We start from the raw sequence: 1331 nt of genomic DNA on the forward strand, positions 1-1331 counted from the left end.
GCACGGGACCGACGTGGTCCACGTGCGGGCGCGCCGGCCGTCCCGATGACGACGGCTTCTCGGGCGGAGGCGGAGGCGCGTCCGACCGCAGGCTCCCCCACCGCTCGATCGACGACGCCCACGCATCCTGCTGCCCCGCGTCGTACCCGAGCGCCCGCGCCGCGTCCCGGACGGCCGACCGCGGCCGGTAGGAGATGACGTTGGCCACCTGCGCGGCGTGCGTCCGCCCGTGCTTCTCGTAGACGTACTGGATGACCTCCTCGCGGCGCGCGGACTCGATGTCCACGTCGATGTCCGGCGGACCGTCCCGCTCGGGCGCCAGGAACCGCTCGAACAGCAGGCCGTGCCGTACCGCGTCCACGGCCGTGACCCGCAGCGCGTAGCAGACCGCCGAGTTGGCGGCCGAGCCGCGGCCCTGCGCGAGGATCCCGTTCCTGCGGCAGAAGTCGACCAGGTCGTAGACCACGAGGAAGTAGCCGGGGAAGCCGAGGTCCTCGATGACGGTCAGCTCGTGCGCCAGCTGCGCGTACGCCCCGGGCACCCGCTCCGACTCCGGCGGCCCGTACAGCTCCAGCGCGCCCCGGCGTACCAGCTCGCGCAGCCACGTGGCCTCCGTGTGGCCCGGTGGCACCGGGTAGGGCGGGAGCTGGGGCGCGACGAGGGACAGATCGAACGCGCACTCGTCGGCCAGGTCCGCCGCGGTCACCACGGCCGACGGGTGCCGCCGGTGCAGCGCGAGCATCTCCGTGGCCGACCGCAGGTGCGCCATCGGGCCGCCGGGCAGCCAGCCGTCCAGGTCCTCCAGCGAGGAGCGCGCGCGGACGGCGGCGAGCGCGGCAGCCAGGTCGGCGTCCCGCGGGGTGGCGTAGTGCACGTTGCCCGTGGCCACGAGCGGGAGCCCGGCGTCGGCCGCGAGGAGCGCGAGGGCGTCGGCGCGGTCGGCGTCGTACGGGTCGCCGGCCGCGGTGACCTCGACCGCCACGTTCTCCCGACCGAACAGGGCGACAAGCTTGTCGAGCTCGGTCCGGGCCGCCTCGACGCCGGCCGCGGTCACCTCGGTGACCCCCGACGGGTCGCCGCCGGCGAGCGCGCGCCGGACCGACCCCTTGCGGCAGCCGGTGAGCACCAGCCACTGCCCGGCCGCGGTCGCGGCGAGCTCGTCGAGCCGGTAGTCCGCGGCGCCCTTCTTGCCGGTGCGCAGGTGGGCCTCCGCGATCGCGCGGGACAGTGCACGGTAGCCGTCGGGGCCGCGCGCGAGCACCAGGAGGTGGGACGCGCGCGGGTCGGGGACGCCCGTCGGCAGGTCGAGCACGGGCGGTCCGGGCGTGACG

1 protein-coding gene is annotated in these 1331 nt (G+C 76.3%); it reads right to left on the reverse strand.

The window, feature by feature from the left end; all coding sequences use genetic code 11:
* On the reverse strand, positions 1 to 1331 hold a 1331-nt coding region (locus AC1DUQ_RS21780), incomplete at both ends, for a PHP domain-containing protein (protein WP_477074642.1).

This window comes from Cellulomonas sp. P4_B5_2, assembly GCF_056402235.1.